19 protein-coding genes are annotated in these 25,558 nt (G+C 59.2%); 12 read left to right on the top strand and 7 right to left on the bottom strand.

What is annotated here, in order from left to right; translation table 11 throughout:
- Nucleotides 1–293: 293 nt before the first annotated feature.
- The 3 genes from ACIX8_RS13380 to ACIX8_RS13370 are packed head-to-tail and all read left to right on the top strand — an operon-like array spanning nt 294 to nt 5,598.
- Entirely contained in the window at nt 294–2,456 is a 2,163-nt protein-coding gene (locus tag ACIX8_RS13380) for a carbohydrate binding family 6 (protein ID WP_014265880.1), read from the top strand.
- A gap of 28 nt (nt 2,457–2,484) precedes the next feature.
- Complete coding sequence (locus tag ACIX8_RS13375) at nt 2,485–4,881, top strand: glycosyl hydrolase family 95 catalytic domain-containing protein (protein ID WP_223295330.1); 2,397 nt, start codon at nt 2,485–2,487, stop codon at nt 4,879–4,881.
- Nucleotides 4,882–4,905: 24 nt separating this feature from the next.
- Complete coding sequence (locus ACIX8_RS13370; RefSeq protein ID WP_014265878.1) at nt 4,906–5,598, top strand: SGNH/GDSL hydrolase family protein; 693 nt, start codon at nt 4,906–4,908, stop codon at nt 5,596–5,598.
- Nucleotides 5,599–5,853: 255 nt separating this feature from the next.
- Here the strand turns inward: ACIX8_RS13370 and ACIX8_RS13365 are convergent, their stop codons facing one another.
- Nucleotides 5,854–8,421: a beta-glucosidase gene (locus ACIX8_RS13365; RefSeq protein ID WP_014265877.1), complete on the bottom strand. Its 2,568-nt coding sequence runs from the start codon at nt 8,419–8,421 to the stop codon at nt 5,854–5,856.
- A gap of 163 nt (nt 8,422–8,584) precedes the next feature.
- Between ACIX8_RS13365 and ACIX8_RS13360 the strand changes: the two genes are divergently transcribed.
- From ACIX8_RS13360 to ACIX8_RS13335, 6 genes are all read left to right on the top strand, one after another.
- Nucleotides 8,585–9,823, top strand: coding sequence for a Zn-dependent hydrolase (locus ACIX8_RS13360; protein WP_014265876.1), 1,239 nt, complete (start codon nt 8,585–8,587; stop codon nt 9,821–9,823).
- Nucleotides 9,824–10,012: 189 nt separating this feature from the next.
- Entirely contained in the window at nt 10,013–11,371 is a 1,359-nt protein-coding gene (locus ACIX8_RS13355) for an NAD(P)-dependent oxidoreductase (protein ID WP_014265875.1), read from the top strand.
- Nucleotides 11,358–12,773: an NAD-dependent dihydropyrimidine dehydrogenase subunit PreA gene (preA, locus tag ACIX8_RS13350; protein WP_014265874.1), complete on the top strand. Its 1,416-nt coding sequence runs from the start codon at nt 11,358–11,360 to the stop codon at nt 12,771–12,773. The genes ACIX8_RS13355 and preA overlap by 14 nt, the downstream gene beginning before the upstream one ends.
- A 51-nt stretch (nt 12,774–12,824) precedes the next feature.
- Nucleotides 12,825–14,240 (top strand): dihydropyrimidinase, encoded by a 1,416-nt coding sequence (gene hydA / locus ACIX8_RS13345; protein WP_014265873.1) that lies wholly within the window; start codon nt 12,825–12,827, stop codon nt 14,238–14,240.
- Complete coding sequence (locus ACIX8_RS13340) at nt 14,237–15,709, top strand: NCS1 family nucleobase:cation symporter-1 (protein ID WP_014265872.1); 1,473 nt, start codon at nt 14,237–14,239, stop codon at nt 15,707–15,709. Before hydA ends, ACIX8_RS13340 begins: the two co-directional genes overlap by 4 nt.
- On the top strand, nt 15,706–17,076 hold the full coding sequence (locus ACIX8_RS13335; RefSeq protein WP_014265871.1) for an aminotransferase family protein: 1,371 nt from the start codon (nt 15,706–15,708) through the stop codon (nt 17,074–17,076). The genes ACIX8_RS13340 and ACIX8_RS13335 overlap by 4 nt, the downstream gene beginning before the upstream one ends.
- 254 nt (nt 17,077–17,330) lie before the next feature.
- Here ACIX8_RS13335 and ACIX8_RS13330 read toward each other — a convergent pair whose 3' ends face one another.
- The 3 genes from ACIX8_RS13330 to ACIX8_RS13320 all read right to left on the bottom strand — a co-directional run bounded on the left by ACIX8_RS13330 (nt 17,331) and on the right by ACIX8_RS13320 (nt 19,630).
- Nucleotides 17,331–18,245: a COX15/CtaA family protein gene (locus tag ACIX8_RS13330; protein WP_014265870.1), complete on the bottom strand. Its 915-nt coding sequence runs from the start codon at nt 18,243–18,245 to the stop codon at nt 17,331–17,333.
- An 18-nt stretch (nt 18,246–18,263) separates the two neighbouring features.
- Complete coding sequence (proC, locus tag ACIX8_RS13325; RefSeq protein ID WP_014265869.1) at nt 18,264–19,088, bottom strand: pyrroline-5-carboxylate reductase; 825 nt, start codon at nt 19,086–19,088, stop codon at nt 18,264–18,266.
- Nucleotides 19,089–19,204: 116 nt separating this feature from the next.
- Nucleotides 19,205–19,630, bottom strand: coding sequence for a BrxA/BrxB family bacilliredoxin (locus ACIX8_RS13320; RefSeq protein ID WP_014265868.1), 426 nt, complete (start codon nt 19,628–19,630; stop codon nt 19,205–19,207).
- 109 nt (nt 19,631–19,739) lie between these two features.
- Here ACIX8_RS13320 and ACIX8_RS13315 point away from each other — a divergent pair, with 109 nt between their 5' ends.
- Entirely contained in the window at nt 19,740–20,789 is a 1,050-nt protein-coding gene (locus tag ACIX8_RS13315) for a UDP-N-acetylmuramate dehydrogenase (RefSeq protein WP_014265867.1), read from the top strand.
- 171 nt (nt 20,790–20,960) lie between these two features.
- Here the strand turns inward: ACIX8_RS13315 and ACIX8_RS13310 are convergent, their stop codons facing one another.
- From ACIX8_RS13310 to modA, 3 genes are read right to left on the bottom strand one after another with little or no spacing between them, the layout of a single operon-like run.
- Entirely contained in the window at nt 20,961–21,695 is a 735-nt protein-coding gene (locus ACIX8_RS13310; RefSeq protein ID WP_014265866.1) for an ATP-binding cassette domain-containing protein, read from the bottom strand.
- Nucleotide 21,696: 1 nt separating this feature from the next.
- Nucleotides 21,697–22,368: a molybdate ABC transporter permease subunit gene (gene modB / locus ACIX8_RS13305; RefSeq protein WP_014265865.1), complete on the bottom strand. Its 672-nt coding sequence runs from the start codon at nt 22,366–22,368 to the stop codon at nt 21,697–21,699.
- Between the two features lie 12 nt (nt 22,369–22,380).
- Nucleotides 22,381–23,154, bottom strand: coding sequence for a molybdate ABC transporter substrate-binding protein (gene modA / locus ACIX8_RS13300; RefSeq protein WP_014265864.1), 774 nt, complete (start codon nt 23,152–23,154; stop codon nt 22,381–22,383).
- 41 nt (nt 23,155–23,195) lie between these two features.
- On the opposite strand from modA, the gene thrC reads away from it, so the two are divergent.
- Both thrC and thrB read left to right on the top strand, forming a co-directional pair.
- Nucleotides 23,196–24,599: a threonine synthase gene (gene thrC / locus ACIX8_RS13295; RefSeq protein ID WP_014265863.1), complete on the top strand. Its 1,404-nt coding sequence runs from the start codon at nt 23,196–23,198 to the stop codon at nt 24,597–24,599.
- The gene (gene thrB, locus ACIX8_RS13290; protein ID WP_014265862.1) at nt 24,596–25,519 is read left to right on the top strand and encodes a homoserine kinase; all 924 of its coding nucleotides are present in this window, start codon (nt 24,596–24,598) and stop codon (nt 25,517–25,519) included. The genes thrC and thrB overlap by 4 nt, the downstream gene beginning before the upstream one ends.
- Nucleotides 25,520–25,558 lie beyond the last annotated feature (39 nt).

Below are 25,558 nucleotides of genomic sequence, written 5' to 3'. Positions count from 1 at the left end.
CCATCGTTTTATGATGGTGGGGTTGTCGCACTCAGAGCCCTGCCTGAGTTTTCTATTACCTAAGTCCCGACAGTGGCCGAGACTTATTCCATAAGCGTGCATACCGTGAGCAATGTCCCTTATGATGATTCTCTAAGTTCAACCCCGGAAGCTACAACGCTGGTAGTTACAACGTAAGAGGTGTACATCTCTACCATCCGGTCGCGGTAGTCGTAGCACTGCCTCCAGGGGAGAGAACAGACGTTCAGTCCGTTCTCTCCTCAATTTTTCTTACACAAACTATTGGGGATCTCATGAAACGCGATGCAAGTTTGCGGCGAGTGTTGGCTATAGCTGGAATGACGGCCATTACAGTACTTGTAAGTTCCACAACCTCGCAGGCGGCTGCACAAGCGAACCCTGCTATCTCTCAGCAGGAGATAAAGCTCCAAAATCAATTACTCACCATCCACTATCACCGCCAGACGGGCACGATGGATATCGAGTGGCGTGATGGGCACAAGCTTCTTGGCATCACGAGCGGCGCGCGTCTCGAAGATGGCCGTCAGCTTTCGACTGCCACCTATACGGAACACGAACTGGATAGGACGCCGCACGCTGCGAGCGCTACAGCGGGGCATGAGTACACCATTCGCAGCACGGCTCCCGGCCAGCCGGGGCTTTTGCAGCATATCTGGATCTACGACGGCAAGCCCTGGATCGCTATTGAGGCAGAACTCGATCCGAAGGATGGGGCTGTCGGCACACGGCACTTCGATGCGGTCATGCTCAAGGGCTCGGATACGGTGCAGATAGGCGAAAGCAAGTCACTGCGCGTGCTGCACGTTCCCTTCGATAACGACATGTGGTTTCGCTACAACAGCGTCTCTGCCGCAGACCTGAAGCCCAGCCAACTGGTCACCAGCGACGAAGTGACAGCGCTCTATGACAATACAAGTCGGCAGGCCCTGATCCTCGGGTCGATTAGTCATGACACCTGGAAGACAGCCATTGAAGCTCACGCCGCGGACGGCCAACTGACCGACCTCGATATCTATGGTGGTATCTCGTCGCCTACTGGCGTCCGGACAGATACGCATGACACTGTTCCGCATGGCATCGTGCACGGCACGCACGTGATTTCACCGCGGATCTTTATAGGATCGTTCTCCGACTGGCGCGATGGGCTTGAGGCCTATGGTGCAGCCAATGCCGCTATCCATGCGCCTCTCAAGTGGGCTGAGGGCGCCCCGATGGGATGGAATAGCTGGGCTTCGTATGCTGAGAAGATCGATGATCGCCGTTACCTTGGCTCCGCCGCGTTTGTCCGCGACACCCTTGTGCCGCTGGGATTTGGCAATCACAAAGTCGTTTACATCAATTTCGATGCCTTCTGGTCGAAGCTCGATGCGGTACAGCTGACGGATGCCGTTGCCACGATCAAGGCGATGCACGGCGCAGATGGCACTCGTTTCGAACCGGGTATCTACTGGACCCCGTTTGCTTATTGGTCTGACGATCTCGATGCCTATGTCGAAGGCACGAACATGAAGTATCGCTATCGCGACATTTTGTTGAAGGCTCCCGATGGCTCTTTGCTTCCAAAGGTAGATGGAGGGCTGGCGATTGACCCATCGCATCCTGGGGCAAAGGCGCGGGCAGCTTATTATCTTCAGCAGTTCCAAAAGCTCGGTTTTCAATATCTCAAGATCGATTTTCTCTCTCACGGTGCGCTCGAAGGTGTTCACTTCGATCCTGTGATCCAGACAGGCATTCAGGCTTATAACCTCGGCATGAAGCAGATCGTCGATGTGACAGGGAATCGCATGTTCCTTAGCCTCTCCATCGCTCCGCTCTTTCCTTCGGGCTATGGACATGCCCGCCGTCTCTCCTGTGACACCAAGGGGCATATCAGCGGTGGCGATCAATCGACGGAGTACATGCTCAACTCGCTTACCTATGGCTGGTGGACGAGCAAGAATCTGTACATCACCGATCCCGACCACGTAGTCCTTGGTGAGAAAGCCGACCAGGGTGCGCGCAATGTGGACGAAGGCAAGAGCCGTCTACTTTCGGCCATCATCAGCGGCGGCATGGTGCTCGATAGCAGCCGTCTGGCGGACGATCCTCAAGGCCGCGAACTGGCTCAGGCTGTCTATAACAATCGCCCGTGGTTAGCCGTTGGTGCTGAAGAGAAGACGTTCCGTCCTATCGAAGGCAATACGGGAGACAAAGCTACGGATGCCTTCGTTCGCGCCTCCTCTCATGGTGTATACGTTGCGTTCTTCAACTACGACGAGAAGCATGCTCAGACCATCACGATCCCTTTGGATCGCATCGATAAGTCGCTTGCGTCAGCGGGCTCTGTTGCTGTGATCGATGTCGCTTCAGGAGCAAAGCTCGATTCCGCTCATGGAGATGTCAGTGTGAAGTTATCGCCTTCGGCCTCGACGCTGGTTGAACTGCGTTGGAAGTAATTTGTTTGTTAGCAAAAGGGAATTCTCAGTGACAACGACAAGACGAGATTTTGTGATCGGCTCCGCCGCACTCGCACTCTATCCTCCACGGCTCATGCACGCGGAGGGTCAATCCTCCCCCTCTCACAAGACAGAACTCTGGTACTCCCGCCCTGCCACCCGGTGGATGGAAGCTGTCCCCATAGGCAATGGCCGTATCGGTGGAATGATCTATGGCGGGACTTCTATCGAGAGCTTTGCTCTCACGGAATCGACGACGTGGTCAGGTGCGCCGAATGACAAGAACGTAAAACCAACGGCACTTGCGAATCTCGGGAAGATTCGCGAACTCATGTTTGCAGGAAAGTATGCCGAGGGAGGAGAGCTCTGCAAGGAGCATCTGCTGGGGAATCCTGGCTCCTTCGGAACTCACCTGCCGATGGCTACCCTCGAGCTGGCGTTTCCTGAAGACGAGCACCCACAGAATTATCGGCGGTCGCTCAATCTCGACGAAGGTATTGCCTACGTCGACTACTCGCGCGGGGGTCTTAGTTTTCACCGCGAAGTTTTTGCTTCTAATCCCGACAATGCCCTGATTGCTCATATCAGTTGCAATCAGCCCAAGTCGGTTAGCTGTTCTATTTCTTTTCCCAAGCTAACGCTTCCTGGCGAGGTTACGACAGAAGGGAACGACACGCTTGTTCTGAAAGGCAATGCTTTTGAGCATCTGCATAGCAATGGCAAACAGGGCGTGGCCTTTGAAACGAGAGTTCGTGTGTCTGCCAAGGGCGGTGAAGTTACTGCTCATGAGGGCGCTCTGCATCTAAAGGGGGCCGATGCCGTTACGTTGCACGTTGTCATTGCTACAAACTTTCGCGGAGCCAATGCCTCTACGCGCAACGTGCAGACGTTGCAGGTGCTCCGTCCCAAAACCTTTGCGCAGCTTCGCGCTGCTCATGTTGCGGATCACCAATCGCTGTTTCGCCGTGTGGCAATTGATTTGGGGACCAACTCTTCCGCGGAGTCGAAGCCTACCGATGAGAGACGCAAGGCTGTAGAAGCTGGTGCAGACGATCCCGGGCTGGCATCGCTCTTTTTTCAATATGGCCGGTATCTTACGATTGCGGGTTCACGCGTCAACTCTCCTTTGCCGCTGGCTCTGCAGGGAATCTGGAACGATGGACTTGCGTCCAGCATGGGTTGGACGGACGACTTTCATCTCGACATCAATACGGAGCAAAACTACTGGGCGGCTGAAGTTTGCAATCTTTCGGAGTGCCAGTCTCCTCTGTTCGATTTCGTTGAAGGCTTGTCTATCGCCGGAAGATCGACTGCGCGCGATATGTATGGCGCACCCGGCTGGGTAGCGCATGTTGTCACGAATCCCTGGGGATTTACAGCGGCTGGTTGGGGGCTGGGTTGGGGAATATTTTCAACCGGAGGCGTCTGGCTCGCTCTGCAACTATGGGAGCATTATCGCTTTACCGGGGACAAGCAATTTCTTCAGCAGCGTCTTTACCCGGTCTACAAAGGAGCCGCTGAATTCTTTTTGGCCTATATGGTCAAGCATCCTCAGCATGGCTGGCTGGTTACCGGGCCTTCGGTCTCTCCTGAAAACTGGTTCATCGCACCTGATGGAAAGCAGTGTTCGGAGTCGATGGGACCTACCGTCGATCGTGTGTTTGTGCACTCTCTGCTAAGCGGCTGTATTGAAGCCAGCACAACGCTTGGCATCGATGAGGAGTTCCGCGCAAAGGCGACGGAGGCGCTCAAGCAGCTGCCGCCATTCCAGATCGGGAAACACGGACAGTTGCAGGAGTGGCTTGAAGATTTCGATGAAGCTGTGCCCGGTCACCGGCACATGTCGCATCTCATGGGGCTTTACCCTGAGCATCAGATCTCACCTGCGGCGACGCCCGCGCTCGCAACGGCGGCACGGATTACCATCGAGCGCCGCATCAGCCAGACGAACTGGGAAGACTCCGAGTGGACCCGGGCTAATCTGGTCAACTTCTATGCTCGTCTGCTGGATGGAGAGTCGGCGCATAAGCACTTCGTCGGTCTTCTCTCAAGCGCTGCAGAAGATTCGCTGCTTGCGTACTCGCGGGGCGGCGTTGCCGGGGCAGAGAGCAATATCTTCTCGCTCGACGGCAATACGGCCGGCGCGGCGGGTGTGGCGGAGATGCTGCTCCAGTCGCAGGCGGACGAGATTCATCTTCTGCCCGCGCTTCCTTCGGCGTGGCCGCAGGGAAGCATCAAGGGACTATGTGCACGAGGCGGGATTGAAGTTTCGATGGCCTGGACGGACGGGAAACTGATCTCTGCTTCCCTTAAGAGCAAGCGTGGGGGAACCCACTCGGTGCGTTACGGGGCCAGCGTTGTGAAGGTGGCGTTGCCAATAGGTCGCGAGGTTAAGGTTAGTCCCACGCAGTTTCATCGTGCGTAGGATGGCCCTGAAAGGAAGAGTTCCATGAGATTGAATTTGTACAAGCTGTCGATCGTTGCGCTGTTTGTCTGTGGAGTGGCGATGATAGGGCCAGCCAGGGCGCATGCGCAGGATCACGCCTCGCGACCAGAAGAGACGGAGTGGACTTGGGAGGTTCGTCCGGTGCATGTCGATCCGAAGCTTCCCAATGTTCTATTGGTCGGCGACTCCATCACGAGAAACTACTATCCAGAGGTCAAGAAGCAGTTAGCCGATGTTGCGAATGTCTACCTGTTTGCCGCGTCGACCAGCCTGGGAGATCCTCGTCTTCCCCGTGAGCTTGTCGAGTTCTCGATAATGGAAGGGGTTTCCTTCAAAGTGGTGCACTTCAATAACGGTATGCACGGCTGGACGTATTCGGAGGAGGAGTTCAAGGCCGCCTTTCCCTCTTACCTTCGGACTCTGCATAAGATCGCTCCCAAAGCTTCGTTTATCTGGGCAAATATCACGCCGGTAAAAGCGGAAGATACTCCGGGGCCTACCAACGCTCGCATTGAAGCCAGAAATGACATTGCTCAAGCGATTATGGCTAAGGCTGACATTCCTGTGGATGACCAGCATGAATTGATGACCCATCACACGGATCAGTACGAAGACCACGTGCATTTCAATCCCACGGGGGCGGCTATTCAGGGCCAGCAGGTGGCGCAATTTATTCGGTCAGCGCTGAAGAAATAAGTTAGCGATAGATCGGGGAGTCTGCACGGGGCTGAGTCCTGAAGAGCTGATAGATCCCCAATTGTAGTGGGCTGAAGGCCCGACCTATTCCTGGCATCATGGATAGGTCGGGCTTTTAGCGGCAGCTAAATGGTTGTAGCGCGCTGAAGCGCGTTCCCTTAGCGGCTAAAGCCGCATTGCAACATTGGCATTTTCGGCGCGGCTGAAGCCGTGCCCTTAACGAAGCGCGACTAATCAAAAAGTAGCTATCGTCGCTTAGTGAATACTTACTTCCTGTTTCAGTGGGAGGTGTTCTGAGGAGTCGCCCGCGAAGATCGTGAAGCGGCCTGAATCTACTTGCCAATTCTTTTTCTCGTTGGACCAGTAGGCGAAGGAGCGGCTGTCCAGTGTGAGTGAGACGGTTTTGCTCTCGCCGGGCTTCAGATTTACTTTCTGGAAGGCCTTGAGTTCATAGGCGGGTCTGGCAACCTTGGGCGACTGTTCTCCTACGTAGAGTTGTGCCACCGTCGCGCCTTCTACCGATCCGGTATTTTGTACCGTCAGCGTTACGGTCAGGGGATCGCCAGCTTTAAGCGAGGGCTGGCTTAGTGCAAGATTGCTGAAGTTGAAGGTCGTGTAGGAAAGCCCGAAGCCAAAGGGGAAACGCGGCTTTGTGTGCTGGGTGTTCACAGCCGGGGATTCATAATATCTGTAACCCAGGAAGATGCCCTCGGTATAGCGGATGTGCGGAGTATTCGGGTTGGAGGTGTCCTGCGGGTAGTAGCTGTGCAGCGTCGGATTATCTTCCCACTTATATTCGAAGCTAACCGGAAGATGTCCCTCGGGATTCTGCTCGCCAAAGAGAACGTCCGCAAGAGCCGTGCCGCCTTCTTCTCCTGGATACCAGAGATGCAGCAGTGCCGGCACATGCTCGAGCCATGAGCGCATATCGACGTTGCCACCTGCATTGAGCGTGACGATGGTCCTGGGATTGAGGGCTGCAAGATTGCGGATGAAGATGTCCTGCAGCAAAGGCAGTTCGAAGGTGCGATCCGCGCCCTCGTGCTCGGTACTCTTATCGAAGCCGGCGGTAAAGAGAACCGCATCGGCGTGCTTCGCAATAGAGCGAGCCCGCGCCGAAAGAATATCGTCTTCCTGCAGGATCCCAAATCCCGGAGATACCTCGGTGTTGCCCGGGAGGTAGTCCAGGCGTAGGTCGATGCTTTGTCCCTGCATCAGGGGACGGGGCAGAGGCTGATAGTAGAGCTCTCCGTGCAGGTCGGTGTTTTTTGTCGGAAGCGGCTCGCCATCGACAAAGACTGTGTGATGGTCCGGGGCGCGGCCCTCGTGCACGATGACGAAGTAATTGCCTGCCTTCGGCGCCGTAAACCGGCCCGACCAGCGGATAGACCCGTTCTTCGGAGCAACGATGCGGTCTTCCGCGAGATGGTCACGAACGGACTCTGTGGCAGCTCCAGTCCAGTTGTTCGTCGAGAAGACCTGCTGCTTCAGTCCACCCTCAAAGTGGCTCTGAGACAAGACATCGTAGCCGGCAGGGAAGCCGTCATCGTAAAGAACCCGATGAGTACAGCCGGGAGTCGAGGCAGCATGGGCAGAGACGTAATCGGCGATACCTTCGAGAATGCTGACAGACTTGTGCGTTGCAACGATGGCGCTTCCGCCCCCGCCCATGACGGCAGGAGAGGCGTTGGGGCCGATGATCGCGAGAGTGCAGGTCTTCTCGACATTCAGTGGGAGAACAGCGCCGTCGTTCTTGAGCAGAACGATGCTCTCTTTGGCAATGTCGAGTGCGGTCTTGTCGCTATCTTCAGAGAAGAGCGAAGTCGAATCGTCCTCCTGTCTGCCGGACGTTCCGAAGCGCAGAGAGAGGCGAAGAATGCGGCGAACTTTGTCGTCGATGAGTTTTTCGGAGAGGGAGCCGTTATGGACAGCGGGCAGCAACGTGTCTCGCGACATGAAATGCGCAAACGGCATCTCCAGGTCGAGGCCGTTCTTTGCCGCCTCGACACCGTCATAGACGGCGACCCAATCGGACATGATGACGCCATCGAAGCCCCACTCTTTCTTGGCGAGCTCGACGTTCATCCAGCCGTTTTGCGTTGAGTGTACTCCGTCGACGAGGTTGTAAGAGTCCATGATGGCGGCGACATGCGCTTCTTTTACGGCTGCTTCGAAAGCGGGCAGATAGATCTCGCGCTTGGTCCGCTCGTCCGCGTCGGAGCTTGCATCGTGCCGGTTGAACTCCTGGTTATTCAGCATGAAATGCTTTACCGTCGCGCCGACGCCCTGCGATTGCACGCCACGGATGTAGCCTACGGCCGTCCGCGAGGCCAGCCAGGGGTCTTCGCCCATGTACTCGAAGTTTCGTCCGCCCATGGGCGCGCGGGCGATGTTGACTCCCGGTCCCAGCAGGATATCCACGCCACGTGCGTGGGCATCGCGGCCGAGCGAAGCTCCCATGCGTTCCGCAAGGGATGGGTCCCAGGAGGCTGCGAGGGCGATGGGCGCGGGATAGGCTATCGCCGGAATGCCGGAGCGCAGCCCTGCCGGCCCGTCGGACATGCGAATGGGAGCCAGGCCGATGGAAGGTTCCGCGTGGGTATACCAGCTGCTGACACCGCCGATGAGGTCGATCTTTTCTTCGAGGGTCAGCTTTGCCAGCATCTGATCGATCTGCTGTTCCTGGGCTGCCGTAGTCGTCTGCTGTGCAGAGGCCAGAGGCGCGTTCATGCAGGTTGCCGCGACGAAAAGGCTGCCGAGCAGCAATTGTGGGGTATGGCGTGCAGCAGACCGAAGTATGGCGAGGGGAAGCAGGGATCTCATTCGGGAACGTTCTCCTTGGCAGCAGTAAGTCTATCGATTGTTGCCATGATTGCAATAGTCCGCGCCATTCGCTTCGGTAACCTGAACGGATGAGCGCCTCAGCTCATCTCTACCGAGCATTAAAATGAGCCCAGGTGCTAACGTTTCATCTTGAGGTGTTGGCATGATCGATCCCAAGGCAGTGCTGACCAATCTGGACGAGCTTCGTGCTCTGACCGCCGACGAGGACGGGGCCCAGCGCGTGGCGTGGTCGCCGGTATGGCTAAAGGCCCGCGCGTGGTTCGAGCAGAAGCTTGCTGCTTTGCCGGTAGAGCATCACTACGATGCTGCGGGGAACCACTGGGTCACATTGAAGGGCGAGTCGGAGAAGGCGCTGGTCCTCGGCAGCCATCTGGATTCTGTGCCGAATGGCGGCTGGCTCGATGGTTGCCTCGGTGTCCTCGCCGGTCTTGAGGTTCTGACGAACTTCTCCAAGCAGTACAACGGCAAGCCGCCCTGCACGATCAAACTGGTTGACTGGGCCGATGAGGAAGGCGCACGCTTTGGGCGCAGCCTGTTTGGGTCCTCCGCCTTTGCGGGGACGCACAGTATCGAAGCCGATCGTGTCCGCACAGATCGTGAGGGTCTGACGCTGGAGGCCGCGCTCCAGCAGTGTGGCGTTGCCGTCGAGAAGATTGGGGACGCGAGCGTCGAACAAAAGGACCTTGCGGCGTATCTCGAACTTCATATCGAGCAGGGGCCGATTCTGGAGAGGCTCGGCAAATCGCTGGGTGTGGTGCAGGGAACCAAAGGGGTGGAGCGATGGGCGATTATCTTTCGCGGCCAGGAGGCGCACTCCGGTTCGACGCCCATGGAGGTCCGTCGCGACGCGCTGGCAGCCGCTGCCAAACTTGCGCTGGAGATTCGGCCTATCGCGCGCAAGCACCCTCAAGCTGTTGCGACGATGGGCAGTGTGAAGACCTTTCCTGGCATTGTGACGGCGGTTGTGGGGCGCTGCGAGACGACGCTCGATATGCGCGATCTCGATGCCGGGGTACTGGCTGGAATGCTGCGCGAAGCAAGAGAGGCCAGCGAGCGTTTTGCGAAGGAAGAGGGCTGCACGGTGGAGTGGGCGAAGATCTGGTCGATTGAGCCGATTCCATTTCATCCGGAGTTGATCGCTTTCTGCGATCAGGCGATCGTCGAAACAGCTGGAGTTTCAGAGCGGCTTCCCTCGGGCCCGCTGCATGATGCGGCTGAGGTGGCGCGCGTGGGCATTCCTGCGGTGATGATGTTCGTGCAGTCCTTGAATGGGCTTAGCCATAACCGGGCTGAGGATACGAAGCGTGAGCATATTGAACAGGCTGTGACGGGGTTTCACTCGCTTGCCGAGAAGACTTGTGGATGGATATTAGGGCGATAGCGTATGGCAAGGGCGAAGAGTATTCCCTTCGATATCCTGGATTCACGCTTTCTCGTCAGAATGATGCATAATCGTGACTTCTGAAAAGGTTTGTATCTGTCCGGCACGCGACGCCAGAAGAAGGCTGCGGTGGCGTAGCATTTTATTTTGGCGAGTCACACCGCGGAGATAGGAGAGGCAATCGACACGATGAGCGAGCAGACCAACTTCTATTCACAGTCACCCGGCTCGGCGGAGATCGCGTCGCGGTTTCCGGACCTGCATCCGGCCTTTGACAAGACGGCTGCGGTGACGGAAGCCCACCGATGTCTCTACTGCTTCGACGCGCCCTGTACTGCCGCCTGTCCTACGCATATTGATGTGCCACGGTTTATCAAGAAGATTGCCCGTGACAATCTTGAGGGCTCTGCGAAGACCATCCTCGATGCGAATATCCTCGGCGCGAGCTGCTCGCGAGCCTGTCCGGTAGAGGTGCTCTGCGAAGGCGCTTGCGTGATGCACCGCTATAACAAGCAGCCAATCGAAATCGGCAGGCTGCAGCGCTTCGCGATGGACGCTCTGCACGAGAGTGGTGCTCCGCTGCCGTTTTCTCCCGGAAAAGACACTGGCAAGTCGGTTGCGCTGATCGGCGGCGGCCCGGCCTCGCTGGCTTGTGCTGCCGAGCTTCGCCGTCGTGGGATTCGCGCAGAGATCTTCGATGCGCGGCCTCTGCCGGGTGGCTTGAACACCTATGGCATCGCCGAGTATAAGCTGCCGCTTGCCGAGAGCCTGCGTGAGATCGATCTGCTTTCTCAGCTTGGTGTGGAGTTCCGCTTCAACACGACCGTCGATGCTGCGCAGCTTGCTGCGCTTGAGGCATCGCACGACGCCGTGTTCCTGGGGCTGGGCCTGGGTGCGATCCACAGACTTGGCATAGCCGGAGAAGAGACTGCGGGCGTAACCAACGCGCTCGACTATATTGCCGGATATAAGAGCGGAGAGATTACGTCCGCGCCGCAACGGGTTGCGGTCATCGGCGCAGGCAACACGGCCATCGATGCTGCTAATGCGGCGGTGCGGCTCGGAGCTCGCGAGGTCCACATGGTCTATCGCCGTGGGCCGGAACAGATGTCGGCGTTTGCGTTTGAGTATGAGCATGCAAAGCAGGAGGGTGTGAAATTCCTGTGGCATGTGATGCCCGTCGGTCTGAAGGGCACGGATAAGGTAGAGGCATTGGAGCTCGTGAAGCTGGAAATGACTTCGGATGGATCGTTAGTTCCAAGGGCGGGGGATGAGTTCTCGCTGCCGGTTGACCTGATCGTGCTGGCCATTGGGCAAGCGACGCACACGGAATTTCTGGCTGGTGCGGAGGGCAAGACCTCGACGGTAAAGCTCGAGCGTGGCCGCATCCTGATCGATCGCGCCACTGGGCAGACGTCGAACCCAAAGTACTTCGCGGGGGGCGACTGCACGAACGGCGGTCGCGAAGTGGTGGACGCCGTCGCTGACGGCAAGCGCGCAGGCATTGGAATCGCTGCGTGGTTAGAGGGCCAAGATGCCAACGCTTGAGACGACATTCGCGGGAATTAAGTGCCTCAACCCCTTCTGGCTGGCGTCTGCGCCGCCGACCAACTGCGGCGAGCAGATCATGCGCGCCTTCGATGCAGGCTGGGGTGGGGCGGTGTGGAAGACCATCGGCGAGCCGATCACAAATGTAAGCTCGCGCTACTCGTCGATCGACTGGAACGGCCAGAAGATGATGGGCTTCAATAACATCGAACTCATCTCCGACCGGCCCATCGAGGTGAACCTCCGTGAGATCTCCGAGGTAAAGCGGCGCTATCCGAAGCACGTAGTGATTGCGTCGTTGATGGTCGAGAGCAAACGCGAGACGTGGCATGACATCGTGCAGCGCGCTGAAGATGCCGGTGCCGATGGGCTGGAGTTGAACTTCGGCTGCCCCCACGGCATGAGCGAGCGCGGCATGGGCTCGGCCGTCGGACAGGTGCCGGAGTACTGCGAGCAGATCACCGGCTGGGTGAAGGAGAAGGCTCGCACGCCGGTCATCGTCAAGTTGACGCCGAACATCAGCGACATCCGCATTCCGGCGCGAGCGGCCAAGCGCGGCGGTGCGGACGCACTTTCGGCGATCAATACGATCAACTCGATTACCAGCATCGATCTGGACACGCTGGAGCCGAGGCCGATGGTCGATGGCAAGAGCTCGCATGGCGGCTACTGCGGCCCTGCGGTGAAGCCCATCGCGCTGAACATGGTGCAGCAGGTGATGTCGGATCCTGATGCCGCGCTGCCGATGTCGGGTATCGGAGGCATCGGCACCTGGCAGGATGCCGCGGAGTTCATTCTGCTGGGGTCCGGTACAGTGCAGGTCTGCACTGCCGCGATGCACTATGGCTATCGCATCGTCGAAGATATGGCCGATGGCCTGCAGTCGTGGATGCGCCGCAAGGGCTATGAGACGCTTGATGACTTCCGAGGTCTCTCACTGCCCAAGGTTCGCGAGTGGAAGCACCTCAACCTGAATTACAAGGTTGTCGCGCGTATTCACGAGTCTAAATGCATCGGCTGCGACCTCTGCTATACGGCCTGCTGGGATGGCGCACATCAGTGCATCCATCTCGACCGCACGCTGCCCGCGCCGGATCATACGCGCACGCCGGACATGGTCGCTGCTGAGAGTCGCGGACGTATCAGCACGACGCCGATTCCGAAGCTCGATATCGATGGGGCAGGTGTTGACGGGCCGTATCGCACGCCGCTCTCGCGTATTCCACGCGTCGATGAGGTGGAGTGCGTGGGCTGTAATCTATGCTCATTGGTCTGTCCTGTGCCGGAGTGCATCACGATGGAGCGGATCGATACCGGGCTGCCACCGCAGACCTGGGAAGAGCGCGTGGCTGCGGGAATTGTGCCGCAGAACGCAGCGGATGCGGGGAATCCGAATCTGTAGAAAGCGGCTTTCAGGCTCGAGTTTCGAGTTGCGAGTTGGAGGGTGAGGGACATGGGAACGCTGATTCAGAACGGAACAGTGGTAAGTTCGGATCGTTCGCAGTTGCTCGATGTGTTGATGGAAGGCGAGAAGATCGCGAAGGTGGGGCCGGGACTGGATATTGCGGGCCATACTGTTGTCGATGCGACGGGCCTGCTGGTGATGCCGGGCGGTATTGATGTGCACACCCATCTCGACATGCCCTTTGGTGGAACGACTTCGGCGGATGACTACACTACGGGCACGCAGGCCGCCGCAGTCGGAGGCACGACAACGGTGATCGACTTTGCCCTGCAGTCGCAGGGCCACACCATGAAGGAGGCGCTGGCTACCTGGCTTAAGAAGTCCGACAACAAGGCGTGTGTGGACTTCTCGCTGCATATGGCGGTAACCGACCTTGGGCCTGGGGATGGTTCGCAAGGTTTGCGCGAGATGGAGGAGATGCTGGCTGCTGGTATCTCGAGCTTCAAGCTGTTCATGGCTTATCCAGGCGTGCTGATGATCGACGACGGCCTGATGTTCAAGGTCATGCAGAAGGCTGCGGCCTTGAACGCTCTATGTTGCATCCATGCGGAGAACGGCAGCGCGATTGATATCGTCGTGGCGCAGATGATTGCCGAAGGGAAGACGGCTCCGCACTATCACGCGCTCTCGCGTTCGCCGAAGGCTGAGGCAGAAGCAACGCATCGGGCTATCGCTCTTGCCGATATGGCCGGAGCGGCGGTCTACATCGTGCATCTGTCGAACGAGTACGCGCTGGACGAATTGAAGTTCATGCAGGCACGCGGCGCAAAGGCGCTGGCTGAAACCTGTACGCAGTACCTGGTGCTCTCTCTCGAAGACCAGATGCCCGGCAAGAGCTGGGAGGAGGCGAAGTTCGTCTTCACGCCACCGCTCCGCGAAAAACGGCATCAGGCTCCGCTGTGGAAGGCGCTTGTGGAGGGATCGCTCTCGGTTGTTTCGACCGACCATTGTCCCTTCCGCTTTGCCGATCAGAAGGAACTCGGGCGCGGTAACTTTACGAAGATTCCAAACGGCGGTCCGGGTATCGAAAACCGCTTGCAGATCCTGTGGCATTTTGGCGTGAATGCCGGACGCATCACGCAGGAGAAGTTCGTCGAGCTCTGCTGCACGGCACCGGCTCGTATCTTTGGCATGGGCAAGCAGAAGGGCACCATCGCTCCGGGGCTGGACGCTGACATTCTGCTCTGGGACCCGAAGGCGGAGTACACCATCTCGGCGGCGACGCAGTGCATGGCCACCGACTACTCCATGTTTGAAGGTTGGAAGGTGCAGGGCAACGCCGCAAAGGTGTTCTCCCGTGGAGAGCTCGTGGTCGACAATACCGTACAGCCCGGGAAGTTTCTGGGCGCGACCGGACGAGGACGATTTGTGCGGCGCGAGGCGAATGCCGGAGGGTTTGCTTGATTCCAACCGTTACGAGGGCCGTATTGGACAGCGATCAGATGGGGGCGGAGTTTGCGCCCGATCCACGCCTGTACAACGCAGACCTTGCGCCGACGGAGCCCTCGCAGCGTACCTGGAGCACGTATAACTACATCGCTCTGTGGTTCTCCATGTCGATGGAGGTGACGACCTACATGCTGGCGGCGTCATTGATCGCCGGCGGGATGAACTGGAAACAGGCGGTGGGTACGATCCTGTTGGGCAATCTGATTGTCCTCATTCCTATGCTGCTGAATGCCCATGCGGGAGCGAAGTACGGCATTCCGTTCCCGGTCTTTGTACGAGCCTCCTTCGGGCCGGTGGGGGCGAATATCCCGGCGATGCTGCGTGCGATCGTCGCGTGCGGCTGGTTCGGGATTCAATCGTGGATCGGCGGACAGGCGATTGCGGCGATGGTCGTGGTGTTGTGGCCACGGGCCGAGCATATGCCGAGCGTGACGTGGCTATGCTTTCTAGGGTTCTGGGCTCTCAATATGCTGGTGGTATGGCGGGGGGTGGAGTCGATCCGGTTCCTGCAGAGTTTCTCCGCGCCCTTGATGCTGATTCTGTCGCTGGTGCTGCTGGGATACATGCTGCATCGCGCGGGCGGCTTTGGGCCAATGCTGGCGGCTCCCAGTAAGTTTGCGACGCATGCCGGGTTCTGGCACTTCTTCTTTCCCTCGCTTACGGCGATGGTCGGATACTGGGCTACGGTGTCGCTGAATATCCCGGACTTCACAAGGTATGCGAAGAGCCAGGACTCACAGATTGCGGGGCAAGCCTTCGGGTTGCCGGTGGCGATGACCCTGTACTCGTTTGTGGGGATCGCCGTGACCTCCGCCTCGACGGTGGTGTTTGGCGAGCCAATATGGAATCCGGTGACGCTGCTGGGCAAGTTTCATCAACCGTGGATCGCGCTGCTCGGCCTGGTGGGACTGTTGATTGCGACGATGAACGTGAATATCGGCGCTAACGTGGTCGGGCCGTCGAACGACTTCTCGAACCTCGCGCCTCGGCTGATCAGCTTTCGTACCGGTGGGCTGATTACGGGGTTCCTCGGACTCGCGATGATGCCCTGGAAGCTGATGGCGACGTTCGGCAGTTATGTGTTCGGCTGGCTGGTGGGTTATTCGGGACTGCTTGGCCCGGTTGCAGGCATCATGGTCGTCGATTACTTTCTCGTGCGCCACAAGCAGCTTGATACATACTCGCTCTATCGTCGCGGGGGAATCTACGAGTACAAGAATGGTTTCAATCCCGTCGCCCTGATCGCGCTTATCTTAGGGGTAACGGTGGCGCTGATCGGGCGGTTCGTTCCTCAGATCGCGTTTCTCTATGACTACGCCTGGTTCGTCGGGTTTTTCCTGTCCGGCGGACTTTATTATCTACTGATGCTGGGTCATGCCCGGCGTCTGCCGCTCGCACTCACTGACACGAAAGGCAATGTATGAGCCCTACCGATACGCTTCCGCAAAACATGCACGGCATGACCTCTGAAGAGATCGTCGATCTTACCCGCCGCCTGAACTATGGCACCTGGCGTTTCCAGAAGAGCTGGAACCCCGTGCACATCGCCGACGCTGAGGACTGCTACATCATCGACGGCGCGGGCAAGCGCTACCTCGACTTCTCGTCGCAGTTGATGTGCGTCAACCTGGGCCACAAGAATCCGGTGGTAGTGGAATCCATCGCGCAGCAGGCTCGTGAGTTGCCCTACGCCATGCCGGGTTATGCAACCGCGACGCGGGCCGAACTCTCGAAGCTGTTACTTGAGGTCTTGCCCGAGGGGATCAACAAGTTCTTCTTCACGACCTCCGGCACGGAGGCCAATGAGGCCGCGTTCAAGATTGCCCGCATGTATACGGGCAAGTCGAAGATCATCGCACGCTACCGCTCCTATCATGGCTCGACGTCGGGAAGCATTGCAGCGACCGGCGATCCGCGCCGCTGGGCGATGGAGCCGGGCGGTAAGGGGCCGGGCGTCGTCTTTGGCCCGGAGGTCAACTGCTATCGGTGCCCGATGAAGCATACCTATCCGCAGTGCGGCGTCGCCTGTGCTGACTACATCGAGCACATGATTCGGAATGAGTCGGATGTGGCCGCGGTGTTGCTGGAGCCGATCGTGGGAACGAACGGCGTCCTCGTTCCGCCGGACGAATACTTCCCGAAGCTGCGGAAGATCTGCGATGAGAACGGCGTGCTAATGATCGCCGACGAAGTAATGACCGGCTGGGGCCGTACGGGCAAGTGGTTTGCCGTCGAGCACTGGGGAGTGACCCCGGACATTCTGGTTACGGCGAAGGGCATCACCTCTGCGTATGTACCTCTGGGACTCTGTGCAACCTCGGAGAAGATCGGCGATTTCTTCCTCGACCACTACTTTGCGCATGGGCACACCTATGAGGCGCATCCGATGACGCTCGCTCCCGCGGTCGCCACGATCCACGAGATGCAGCGTTTGAACCTCGTCGACCGTGCCGCTGAACTGGCGCCTTATGTCGAATCGAAGTTGCGGGCTTTGAAAGAGAAGCATCGCAGCATCGGCGAGGTACGGGGTAAGGGCCTGTTCTGGGCGGTGGATCTCGTCAAGAACCGCGAGACGAAGGAGCCATTCAACACCTATACCGATAAGGTCTCGGGTGCGCCGCTGCTCGTCGATCAGATTGCGGGCAAGATGTTTGCCGACGGCGTTGCGATCCAGGCGTGGGTGAGCCACTTTGTCATTGCGCCACCGTTGATTGTGACCAAAGAGGAGCTTGATCGGGGGATCGATGCGTTGGACAAGCATCTTTCGCTGGCCGATGAGAAGTGTGTTTGAGCCAGTTTGAGTAGAGCTGTGGCAGTATCTTTGCTCTTGCCTTTGCTTTTCTTGTTTGTCATTCCGAGCGTAGCGAGCGAATCTGCTTCCTCCCGTTTTTCGCCTGCGCCACCACAGTGGCTAGCCCGATCAAGCGACGTCGGTCCTGGCCACCGGCTTTTGGGTGATACGACCAAAGAACGGGAGGAAGCAGATTCGCTCGCTGCGCTCGGAATGACAAACAAGAAAGGCAAAAGCTAAGCGTTGCAGCCGCTTTAACTTCGTTGTGGCGCGATGATATCCGCACCCAGCGCGATCAACGCGATCCAATAAAGGTCCGCGCCAAGCAGGTGCAACACCTGCATCCATGTTGGCGCGAGAAGAAGTACGTCCCCTACGCCAAGCACGATTTGCAATACGAGCAGTGCCATCACCCAGCGCGCGGCCTTCGATCGAACTCGCAGGTAGAGCCACGCAACACAGACAACGCCGACCAAGGCGGCGGCAGGATGCAGCCAGCGCATACGCACCATCAGCGGCGCTGCTGCTGCGAAGTCATCGGCCAGACCCGCGAGGACGGAGGGGGAGGGAAAGAGCGTGTCGGCAAGTGCGGCCACAGAGCCCGTTGCGCCTACCACCAGCGTAGCCACGATAGAGAGCCACGCCAGGCTTCTGGCCTCCGGTGCGAGTCTGGACTCGAAGCCGGACCTAACACGTAGCCACCAGACCGTGAGGGTCAGTGCGGCGATCAGCAGCATCGTATTGGTGAAGTGGATGCACTGCATGAAGACGCGGGCGTTCGAGGCATTGGTCTCGACATAGCCGCCTTTCACCAGCACCGCGCCCAGCAGGGCTTCGGTCAACAGCAAAACTCCAACCCAGACCGCGGCTCTTCGCGCGCGATCGCCCTTGGACCGAGCGAAGAAGACCCAGGCGATCAGGATCGCAACCATCGTAGAGCAGAAGCCGGTCATCGACCGATGCGTGTATTCGATGATCGTAGCCAGCCGTGGGTGATGGGGAAAGAAGTCACCGTTGCACAGCGGCCAGTGATTGCCGCAACCAGCGCCGGAGCCTGTGGCACGCACGATGGCGCCCTCCAGGACGACGAGGACCATGAAGGCCAGCACACACCACGCATAGGCTGTGAGGCCGCGCCCGTTGCGCAACGCACGTACGATTCCGCTCATGTTTCGATGATAGTGCGCTTAGCTGTTCGCGAGCTCACGAGCTCGTTGCGTTGCGCGTTTAACGGCCTTGATAAGTGTCACGCGCAGGCCACCCTCTTCCAGTTCGAGGATGCCGTCGACGGTGCAACCGGCAGGGGTGGTGACCTCATCCTTGAGCAGCGCGGGATGGGAGCCGGTCTCGAGCACCATCTTGGCCGCGCCGTAGGTGGTCTGTGCGGCCAGTTGGGTTGCGATGTCGCGGGGCAGACCGACGTTGACGCCCGCTTCGGCAAGGGCCTCGATGATGATGTACAGGAAGGCTGGTCCGGAGCCGGAGAGGCCCGTTACAGCGTCCATGTGCTTTTCATCGACGACGACGGTACGTCCGACGGTCGCGAAGATCTGTTCGGCGATGCGCAGTTGTTCGTCCGTGACAAACCTGCCCCGGCAGAGAGCGGCAATGCCCGCGCCGACCATCGACGGGGTATTGGGCATGGCGCGTACCACCGCGATCTCCGCACCGGCAGCGTCTTCAATGGCGCGGGTCTTGACCGAGGCCGCGAACGACACCAGCAGTTTGCCCGGAGTGAGCGCGGGCTTGATCTGGTGGACTACGTCCGCGATCTGAAAGGGCTTTACGCCGAGCAGGATGACGTCAGCCTTTTGCGCGGCCTCAAGATTGTCGGTTGTGACGGTGATGCCAAGCTGGCTGGAAAGAGCTTGTGCCCGTGCTTCGTGCGCAACGGTCGCGAAGATCTGCTCGGGTTTGAGGAACCCGGCTTTCAGAAAGCCTTGCAGCAGAATGCCGCCCATCTTGCCGGTGCCAAGAATGGCGACACGAAGCTCTGCGTTATTAGAGGTCATGCTTGCAAGGCTATCAAATGCAGGGATTAGGGAACAGAAAACAGGAAACAGCCCTGGTGCGCTGTTTCCTGTTTTCTAATCCCTAATCCCTAATCCCTGTTCCCTAATCCCTGCTTTTAGGCCGTTGCTTTCGAGCAGTAGGTCTCGAAGGCGCGGGTCAGTTCCTGGGCAATCGCCGGAGCGGTCGAGCTTTCGATCGCGGAGCGCTGCATCAGGTAGACGAGCTGTCCGTCGCGCAGGATGGCGATGGCAGGCGACGTCGGCGGATGTCCCTGGAAGTAGCTGCGGGCACGGTCGGTGGCTTCGCGGTCCTGGCCGGCGAAGACCGTTACGGCATGGTCGGGCTTGGTGGTGTGCTGCAGCGCGAGACGTACGCCTGGGCGCATCTTGCCCGCGGCGCAGCCGCAGATGGAATTGACGACGAGCATCGTGGTTCCGGGCTGTGCAACAGCGGCATCGACGTCCGCGCTGGAGCGTGCTTCCTGCACACCGGCCTTCGTCAACTCTTCGCGCATCGGAATTACCATCAACTCTGGATACATTTACTTCCTCCTGGGACCTTACGTTCTGTATTTGATTGTACGGCTCTTGCTTTGGTCGCATCAAAAAGGGCACCTGTGGTTAGGGTTTTAAGGGGGTATTCTCGAAGCCGTGACCTCTGCAAGCCTGCCCCTCCGTGAAGACGTTCCTCTCGCCCCGTTGACCACCTTTCGAATCGGCGGCCCCGCACGATATTTTGCCGAAGCGACGACGGAACAGGAGGTTGCGGCTGCCGTTGCCTGGGCTGAAGCGCAGGGGGTAGAGCTCTTCCTGCTGGGCGGCGGCAGCAACCTGCTGGTGCATGACGAAGGCTTTGCCGGTCTTGTGCTCCAGATGAAGATTGCGGGCATCGAGGCGCTGGGCGATGGGGTGTTCGAGGTCGGTGCGGGCGAATCCTGGGACGGATTTGTCGCACGGGCCGTCGCGGCGGAGTGTGCCGGTATCGAGTGCCTTGCCGGGATTCCGGGCAGCGTGGGGGGAACTCCGGTGCAGAACGTGGGGGCCTACGGGCAGGAGGTCTCGGAGACGATTGTGTCGGTGCGGGCCTTCGACCGGCAGGCGAAGGCCTTCGTCGATCTTTCGAAGCAGGAGTGCCGGTTCCGCTATCGCGCGAGCTTGTTCAATACGGACGCTCGCGGCCGTTATATCGTTACGCGCGTACGCTTTCAGCTTCGGGCGGGAGGAGTGCCTACGCTGCGTTATGCCGATCTTCAGAAGCATTTCGCAGATGCTCACCCAACGCCGTCGCTGGTCGCGGTCGCTGCTGCTGTGCGTGAGATTCGCCGGGCAAAGGGAATGCTGATTGTCGAGGGTGATCCGGACTGCCGTAGTGCGGGGTCGTTCTTCAAAAACCCGGTGGTAGCTGCGTCGTTGCTTCCAGAGGTCGCCAAAGCTGTGGGGGGCGAGGTTAAAGACGTGCCTAGCTGGCCTGCGGGCGAGGGCTGCGTGAAGCTGCCTGCAGCCTGGTTGCTGGAACGTGCGGGCTTCGTCAAGGGATATGGTGTCGGTCCGGCGGGAATCTCGACGCGCCATACGTTGGCGCTGACCAATCGCGGGGGCGCGACGTTTGCGGATGTTGAGCATTTGGAAGAAGAGATTGTGGCCGGGGTAGAGATTCGGTTCGGGATTCGACTGGAACGGGAACCGGTGGTGCTCGGGTAGCGGCTCGTTTTTGCTTTTCTTGTTGTCATTCCCGCAGGGAATCTGCTTTCCGCCAGATAGCCACTCACACCACAAGGCATAGCCTGCAGAACGGAGGTCTCGCCCGCGTAAAGGGGCGGGAGCAGAAGCAGATTCCCTACGGGAATGACAACAAGAAAAGCAAGGACAGATCTAACCCGAGCCAAGAATCTTCAACATCCGCACCCGCTCCTCGTTCAGAACTTCAGCAGCTGGCCCTTGATTCACGACCGATCCCTGGGCAAGCACAACGACCTCCGCCCGCAGGAGCAGAGCTTCATCCACATCGTGGCTTACCGAGATCACTGGGATCTTGTTCTGTTGCAGCCAGGCCTGCATGCGGGGAAGCAGGGCATCGCGCATCGCGCGATCGACGCCGGAGAAGGGCTCGTCGAGAAGCATCAGCCTCGCCTCCGGAACGGCAAAGGCACGCGCCAGATTGACGCGTTGGCGTTCTCCCCCGGACAGCTTGCTCGGCAACCGATCGGCATGGCCGGTTACTTCGAAAAGCTCCAATGCCTGTTCCACCAGCAGCGTGTGGTTTGGGGCTTTTGCAAGGGATTGGGAGGGGAAAGCCACGTTCTCGCGCACGGTGAGATGCGGGAAGAGCGTCGGGCTTTGCGGGGCGTAGCTTAGCGAGCGAAGGTTCGTCGCCAATCGTGGCGAGAGGATGCTCCACTGGCCTCCTGCATTGTGTCTCGCAAACTCCGTTCCGGCGTGTCCCGACAGCCCGCTGATCGCACGCAGCAGGGAGCTTTTACCGCTGCCGGAGGGCCCGAAGATGAGCGTCCAGGGGGCAGAGAACTCAAGGTCTACGTCGAAGCGCAGAGGTCCGAGTTGCCGGTGTACGGCAAGCCGATGGTGCGGTGCACTCTGCAGGGTGTCCATCTTAGCCCAGCTCCGCGCCCTGGCTGCGATGGCCACGCGTATAGACGATCAGGAGCGCGGCGAAGGAAAGGACCACCAGCCAGAGCGCCGTCCGATTGGCGGCAGCGTAGTTGAGCTCCTGTACCTGGTCGAAGATCGAGATAGAAAGCGTGCGCGTAACGCCCGGGATATCGCCGCCGATCATGAGAACTACGCCGAACTCGCCCACCGTATGGGCAAAGGTGAGGACCGCAGCCGTCAGGAACGAGGTGCGCGATAGCGGCAGAACGATCCGGCGGAAGATCGTCCACGGGCCGGCGCCGAGCACGCTGGCTGTCTCCAGTAGCGAGCGGTCGACGCCGGCAAAGCCTGTCACCAGTGGCTGCACCGCAAAGGGCAGGCTGTACACCATGGAGCCAAGGACGATTCCGGGGAAAGTAAAGGCGAGGGGATGTCCAAAGCAGCGAATGATCGTGCGTCCCAGCGCCGTTGCGGGCCCCAGCCCCATCAGCATGTAGAAGCCGAGCACGGTGGGGGGCAGAATGAGCGGCAGCGCCACAGCGGCTTGCGCCACACGGCGGCCTGCACTCTGGCCGCTGGCGATCCATGCAGCCAGCGGCATGGCGAGCAGCAGAAGCAGCAGCGTCGTGAGGCAGGCCAAACGTAGCGTGAGGCCAAGCGCGGGGAAGTCCATGGTGAGTTCAGTCTAGCTTGCGGGATCGAGCCCCATCGTCTGCAGCTTCGATTGGACGTCGTTGCTCGTCAGCCAGCGCAGGAAATCCTGGGCCTCGCTCTGGTTCTTCGAGGCTTTCAGGGTAACGCCGCATTGCCGGATAGCGGGGTAGATGCGCGGGAAACGGATATAGCTGCCGATCTCGCGAAAGTGAGGCGAACTGGCGATGGTTAGCGAGATAAGCCCCACCTGGGCGTTGCCGGACTCGGCGAACTGAGCCGTCTGCGCGATGTTCTCCGCGACTACGAGCTTGCCGGCGACCTTGTCGGTGAGATGCAGCGCTGCGAGCGCCTTGGTCGCGGCCACGCCATAGGGCGCATGTTGATCGTTGGCGACGGCAATCTTCTGCACGCGAGGCTCGGTCAGGACGTCGAGGGTCAGCGGTTGGGCCGGAGAGTCTTTGCGTGCCCAGAGCACCAGGACTCCGTTGGCATACGGGACTGGGCTGTGTTCCACCGTGAGGTTTGCGGCTACCAGTTGTTCCGGGTGGGTGTAGTCTGCCGCGAGAAAGACGTCCTGGGGATCGCCGTTCATCAACTGCTGGGTTAGCGTCGCCGTCGAACCGAAGGACGCGACGATCTTGATTCCGGTGGCGTGTTCATAGGCCTGAACGAGGGTCGGCATGACCGGTTGCAGGTCGGCAGCGGCGGCGATATGGAGTTCTTTGGTCTGCCCCTGGGCAACCGCGCTCAAGACGACAAGCAACGCAAGGGTGAGGAGTGCACGGAGGGGAACAGAACGTCTCATGAGTCTCAAGTTCATACCTCTGCGATAATCTATGGAAACACATGAGTATGCAATCACACATGCTTCGATGCACGGGCTGCGCCCAGAGAATAGCTGGTGAAGCGGCTCGTAGCGACTTCCGTTGCCCGGACTGCGGCGATCTGTATGAAGTTGAGTATCCCTGGAGTGAAAGTGCTTCGGGCACTACGGCTAAGGATGTACCGGTCAATCGCCCTAACCCTTTTGCTTTGAGGCATCTGTGGCAGGAGCGTAGAACCTCGACTTTAGCTGTGGACCAGAGCGGTGTCTGGCGTTTTCGTGACCTGCTGCCGATTGTCGCCGACGATCAGGCCATTACGCTTCGCGAGGGCAATACGCCGCTCTACGAGCTGCCGAAGTCTGCTGCCGCGTTAGGGATGAACTGGCTGCTGGCCAAGCACCAGGGCATGAACCCCACAGGGTCGTTCAAGGACACGGGGATGACCGCGGCGCTGTCGGTAGCAGTCTCGCGTGGCTTCGAGTGGGTAGCCTGCGCCTCGACCGGCAATACCTCGGCGGCGATGGCAGCCTATGCTGCCCGTGCCGGTCTGCGCAGCATGGTGTTGATCCCCGAAGGCAAGATCGCCTGGGGTAAGCTCTCGCAGTCGATGGACTACGGCTCGATGACCGTCCAGTTGCGCACGGACTTCGATGGCTGCGTGCGCGTGCTGACGGAACTCGTGAGGCGTGCTCCGATCTATCTGCTGAACTCGGTGAATCCTTACAGACTTGAGGGCCAAAAGACGCCCGCGTTCGAGATGCTGGAGCAGACCGATTGGCAGGTGCCGCATCACGTCATCGTTCCCGGCGGCAATCTGGCAAACTGTGCCGCCCTGGGCAAGGGCTTCGCGGAGATGAAGCATCTTGGGTTCATCTCGCGTGTGCCGAAGATCAGTGTCATCCAGGCCGAGGGAGCGAATCCGCTCTACCGCGCCATGCAGGCGAACGGTGGGGAGAGCCTGGAGCCCGTAGTCGCTGATACACGGGCCACGGCGATCCGTATCGGCAATCCCGCCTCCTGGAGAAAGACCGTGCGCATCCTCAAGGCCAACGGCGGGTGGTGCGAACAGGTCAATGAACGAGAGATTGCGTTGGCCAAAGCTGAGATTGGCGCCGAGGGTATCGGCTGCGAGCCTGCGTCGGCGGTTACGCTGGCGGGCTTGAAGAAGCTGGTGGCGGCAGGCCATGTTGGCAGGGAAGAGACGGCGGTGCTGTTGCTGACCGGCCACACCCTGAAGGATCCCGAGTACACCATCCAGTACCATCGCGGCCAACTGTTCAATGCGGCGGAACTTGCAGGTGCAACCCCTGCAGAGCTGGGCCAGCACAAGGCCTTTCAAAAGGCTCCGCTGGTGCTGGACGCAAATGTGGATGACGTTCTGCGGGCGCTGGATGCGGTGGCTGCTACGGCGGGCCAGACCGCATGAGTGCTGCGACAACCGTAGGTGGCGTGCGCCTGGTACTGCCGGCGACCTCAGCGAATCTGGGCCCTGGTTTCGATGCCGCAGGACTGGCAATGTCGATGCATCTCTCCGTGGAAGCGCATGCTGCGTCCAGCTTTGAGATTCATGCCACGGGCCGCGATGCCGAGCTTTGCGGGGCGTTGGATCGCAATCTCATTCTCGATACCTATCGCAGTGTCTTAAGCGACGCAGGACGGCGAATTGCTCCGTTGCGGCTTGCTCTGCACAACGAAATTCCGCTGGGTATGGGCTGTGGTTCGAGTGCTGCCGCGCTGCTGGCTGGGGTCGCACTGGCTGACCACTTTGGCGGCCTTGAGCTTGGCGATGCGGGGATTGTCTCTGAAGCAAGCCGCCTTGAAGGCCACCCGGACAATGTCGCCGCATGCTGGTACGGCGGCTTTACGGTTTCAACCCAGCAAGGGGACGACGTAGAGGTGGCTACGTTTGCCGGAGATCCCGGCTGGGGGTTAGTCCTGGCGGTTCAGGCCACCAGCCTTGCAACGAAGCAGGCCCGTGCGCTGTTGCCGGAAAGCTATGCAAAGGCTGACACGATCTTCAACGTGCAGCGCGCTTCCTTATTAGTTGCCGCATTTGCCCAGGGGAGATTAGGTCTGCTCCGTACTGCCATGCAGGACCGGATGCATCAGCCGTACCGGATGGAAGCCTGTCCGCTGCTCAAGCAGTTGCTTCCGCTGGCCGAAGAGCCGGAGATCGCAGGTGTCGCGTTGAGCGGAGCCGGCCCCTCGGTATTGCTGTTTCTGGCGGAAGGGACGACCTTTCTTGAGGCTGAGACGCGTTTGCGTCAGCTGCTTTCGCCGGAAGTTGAGCTGCTTTCGCTCCGAATTGCCGGGGGCGTCACAAAAACATTGCTCGACACTCCCTAGAGTCCCCGTTTCGGGGACGATTGCATCGTTTTCCACCGC

It is taken from the genome of Granulicella mallensis MP5ACTX8 (assembly GCF_000178955.2).
GTDB lineage: Bacteria > Acidobacteriota > Terriglobia > Terriglobales > Acidobacteriaceae > Granulicella > Granulicella mallensis.
The sequence above is the reverse complement of the archived record's forward strand: the minus strand, read 5'-3'. Positions and strand labels throughout refer to the sequence as shown.